4 protein-coding genes are annotated in these 4,035 nt (G+C 42.1%); all 4 read right to left on the bottom strand.

The window, feature by feature from the left end; genetic code table 11:
- Positions 1-146: 146 nt before the first annotated feature.
- Positions 147-971, bottom strand: coding sequence for a carbon-nitrogen hydrolase family protein (locus QTA56_RS18195; RefSeq protein ID WP_267982270.1), 825 nt, complete (start codon positions 969-971; stop codon positions 147-149).
- 29 nt (positions 972-1,000) lie between these two features.
- Positions 1,001-1,522 (bottom strand): anti-anti-sigma factor GigB, encoded by a 522-nt coding sequence (gene gigB, locus QTA56_RS18190; protein WP_004799901.1) that lies wholly within the window; start codon positions 1,520-1,522, stop codon positions 1,001-1,003.
- A 102-nt stretch (positions 1,523-1,624) separates the two neighbouring features.
- Positions 1,625-2,593, bottom strand: a complete 969-nt coding sequence (gene gigA, locus QTA56_RS18185) for an RsbU family protein phosphatase GigA (RefSeq protein WP_004675729.1) — start codon at positions 2,591-2,593, stop codon at positions 1,625-1,627.
- A 130-nt stretch (positions 2,594-2,723) separates the two neighbouring features.
- Positions 2,724-3,614: an MlaA family lipoprotein gene (locus QTA56_RS18180; protein ID WP_267982269.1), complete on the bottom strand. Its 891-nt coding sequence runs from the start codon at positions 3,612-3,614 to the stop codon at positions 2,724-2,726.
- Positions 3,615-4,035: the final 421 nt, after the last annotated feature.

Raw genomic sequence — 4,035 nt, 5'->3', positions numbered from 1 at the left:
CAATTATACAGAATAATTGGGTACTATCGAACATAAGGACTAGAGTCGTAAGTTTTGTGTGGTAACTCAACTGATGGCTCTAGTCCTTCTCTTTTTCAAGTCTATGGCTTATCCGTGATTCAGGTTAGCTAAGCTTTATGATGTGTTTAGTAATTGATTAATCTGCGATGCTGCATGAGTGGCATGGAATGGCGAATGGCATTCTGTTCATCAAGGTCAAAAGTACTGGTAATTAGTCCATGCCCCTCAGTTCCTATCATCTGTAAAAGCTCACCACGACTATCCGTAATCCCTGCATGTCCCCAGGTTTGACGCTGTTCCCCATGCCAGCCTTGCTGTGCGGCACCAAGAACAAAACACTGGCTATCCATGGCTCGTGCCTGTAGCAGCAGTTGCCAGTGCATTTTGCCTGTGGTGTAGGTGAATGCGGCAGGGGCGGTTAGGATATTTGCCCCTTTGGTGCGTAACATCAACGAGAGTTCTGGAAAACGCAAGTCATAACATACCATCAGTCCGAGCTTGCCAAAAGGTGTTTTGACAACAATAACTTCATCACCAGGCTCAAAGAATCTTGATTCCTGATAACCCCCGACAGCGTCACCGACCTGAACATCAAACAAATGGATCTTGTCGTAACGTGCTTCTGTACGCTCAGGACTAATGCATAAACTGACAGTACGCACACGACCATCCTGAATGATTGAACCATCAGGACGAAATGGGCAGGGAAGTGTACCCGCAACAATCCAGATCTGGTAGCGGTGGGCAAGCTGTTCCAGTCGTTGCTGAATAGCCTCAAACTGTGCTGCGGTCTCGCGTTGCTTACCTGCGGCAAAACAGACAAAATTTTCAGGGAAGACAATCAGTTCAGCATCTTGGGCCTTACTTTGCTGAATCAATGACTCAATGACAGTGAAATTCGCCTCAATGTCATCTTGAGAATTCATTTGTACAACAGAAAGCAGGCTCATATAGACACCACAATATCAGGAGGCAACGATCAGGCGTTTTGTTTTTGGGTATCCTGATTTAAACAATCCTGTTCTTTTTGCAGCTGCTTGACCAGTGGTTCAAACATATTTTGATTGTTTTCATTCAGGCGCATCAGGGTCTTATGTGCGTCCAGTACTGTATTTAACATTGCGCTGTGTGTCACAAGTTCTTCTGTTAGCTCCAGCGTGCACACACTAGGATCGCCGCAGTAATTCAGGATCACAAAAACCTGCCCCAGCCCCATGCTATTGGCCAAGGTGGTAATATCTGGATTGGTTGAAAGCATGACTGCCTGTATGTGATGGACTTGTTTAAGCTTAAGACCGAGTTTTGCAAGTACGCCCAGGACAGTACTATCAATAAATGTGGTCTGGGTTAAATCAACGATTGCACCAACAACATTTTGCTGCTGTTCAATCTTGTTGAGTAGCTTGTCCAGACTTATACAAGATTGGGCACGCACTTCGCCAATAAGCTTGAAAATATGCGTTCCATTTAAACTTGCATATTCAACATGACCTGTTGACATATAAATGCCATTTTCAGAGAAAGGATATAAAATTATCCCATAGTGATATTCTAGACACAAGTGGTTGGATGCTGTGATCTAATTAAAATATTGATTTTAAAATTAATTCATTCGGCATAAACTCAGAATGGCAATATCATCAGCCACATGGTCGGGAGGCTGGAAAGAGTTGTTTTGAAGGTGGGTGACCAGTTGGTTAAATTGCTCGTTCAAACCGCCATCAAAAGGTTCCAGTGCGCCATCGGAACATAAAATAAAGCGGGAATGACGGTTTAGTACACAATGATGTTCTTCCACTTCCAGTTCTTCGGTCAAGCCTAATGGAAAGCTGCTGGTTGTCAGAATTTGGGGAGGCTGATTCGGTTCAAAAATGATTGGGGGAGGATAATGTCCCGCACTTGACCAACGCACTTCGTGGCTAACCAAATTCAGAACCCCTGCCACCATGGTGATATGCTTTTCAATGTTTTCCTGTACCAGCATGGCATTGAGCTTTTGGATGAGCTGGCTTGGTGTCTTTGACCTGCCATGAAATGCCGCCATCCATGAGGTCAGTAAGCTACTGGTTACCCCATGTCCAGAAACATCGGCAAGATAGAATAAAATTTCTTCATCATTCAGACGCCAATAATCATACCAGTCCCCTGAAAGGTAGGCGGAAGGCTGAAAAAAGGATTCAAACTGATAATTGGGCAATTCAATTGGATTGGGTAAAAGGCGTTTCTGTAGTTCGGCAGCGGAGGGTAGGTCTCGGCTATCCTGGTTACGTTTATATTGGGCATCAATTTTAAATAAGGCATGAACAGGATTTTTAGGTAGACTATCCCAGATCCAGCCTGCCAATGCCCCCATTTCCCATGCTTGGGCCAAAGCAGTTCCTTCATCTTCAAAAGCCAGCACAATGGTGGGTAATTTCCATTGGTATTTTAAAAAGTCCTGAACATCCGCAATTGCAATAATTGTGGGATCATACAAATCCAGATCATCAACATGAATGACTTGCAAACTCGGTAACTCATTTAATGACTGATCTAAACAAGGTATTGAGCGTGTGGGCTGAATGAAATACATAGATGAATAGCCGATCCTTTGTATGATCATTTTTTAATTCATCATAGATGAAAGATGATGAAAAACATAGTATTGCCAACATTTAAAATCGTTGGCACTACTGAAGTCCATAGTGAAAGATCTTGTCTTTTTATTTGTCATCAGCAGATGAGTCATCTGTATCATCTTCATCACTAATAAATGAAATATCAGACGAATCCCCATGTTTTTCAGCAATTTGGAAAGCTTTGCGCTGTAGGTAGAAATCACGAATCATCGCATATTTATCCCCTTTCAGGCTTTCCTCAATATCAAGAATCTGGGAACGAGCATCAACTGCTTGTAACAAATTCGTTGACCAATATATGCCTTTCTGATCATCCAGCAAATATTTTTGAGGGCGACCATAACTATCAGCGAGTAAACCGAAACCATCACGGAACGTACTTGGGCCAAAGAAAGGCAGCATGACATAAGGACCTGAGGCAATACCATAATAACCTAGTGTTACCCCAAAACTCTCTTCTTCTGTTGGCAATCCCAGACGACGTGCAGGGTCAGCAAAACCTAAAGTCGTTAAGGTGTTGATTGTGAAGCGGCCTAGACTTTTGGCGGCACGTGTTGGACGGCCCTGTATGAACTGGTTGACTGCATTCCATGGTTCACCCAGGTTTTTCCTGAACTGACGATAAGGACTACGAACCTCTTCTGGAACCTTGGCAACATATTGTATGGCTACTGGCTTTAATATATTACGGTCCAGCATGTCATTGAATGCATAAATCTGGCGGTTCAATGGCTGTAAAGGGTCTTTTACCGCATCAGGCTGGGCCGCATTTGCATTTACTTTTAAATCATTCTTGGTGAGATGCTTCAAATCTTTTATTGCTTGAATCGTAGTCGGGTTTTTCTGTTCGGTTGTTGCCTGATTCTCAGCAATATTGGTCTGGTCTACCGATCCATTGGGAGTCTCTTGCGCGAATACTGATGAACATGCTCCAGCAGTTAACAACCCAAGCAAGATAAAATTTGAGTAATGCATATAAGTCCTTAATCGCGTTAGAGCGAAATTACAGTCATTAAAATGATTGCCTTGATGCAAACATTATATAGAAACGGCATATAGTTTAATTGTTCTTCTGGTATTAAAACAAATTCGGTTGAAAAATATAAGCTGGAAAGTGTTTTTGATTGAAAAGTGTTCACTTGAATATATTAATTTAAAAAAGCACTTGCAAGGTATTTAGAATGATCTATAATGCGACTCCATCGGCGGTGCTGTTGATTGAAAGTTGTTTTAAATCAAATGTTTATGGTGGTTTAAAATAAAGTTAAGATTGATGGTTGACTTTAAAGAGATTTAGGGTAACATAGCCGACCTAGCTTGATGATGACGAATCATCGAGAAGATCATTAAGAGAATAGAAGAACAACTTGTGTGGATTTTTACTGGTTGATCGATC

This window comes from Acinetobacter thutiue (assembly GCF_030385805.1).
In the GTDB taxonomy this organism is placed as follows: Bacteria; Pseudomonadota; Gammaproteobacteria; order Pseudomonadales; family Moraxellaceae; genus Acinetobacter; species Acinetobacter corruptisaponis.
Note: the sequence above shows the minus strand (reverse complement) of the source record. Positions and strands in the feature narration are given on the sequence as shown.

Bases quoted from the DNA above. Each gene is read 5' to 3' on its own strand.
- QTA56_RS18195 (WP_267982270.1), bottom strand. From the start codon at position 971: ATGAGCCTGCTTTCTGTTGTACAAATGAATTCTCAAGATGACATTGAG.
- gigB (WP_004799901.1), bottom strand. From the start codon at position 1,522: ATGTCAACAGGTCATGTTGAATATGCAAGTTTAAATGGAACGCATATT.
- gigA (WP_004675729.1), bottom strand. From the start codon at position 2,593: ATGTATTTCATTCAGCCCACACGCTCAATACCTTGTTTAGATCAGTCA.
- QTA56_RS18180 (WP_267982269.1), bottom strand. From the start codon at position 3,614: ATGCATTACTCAAATTTTATCTTGCTTGGGTTGTTAACTGCTGGAGCA.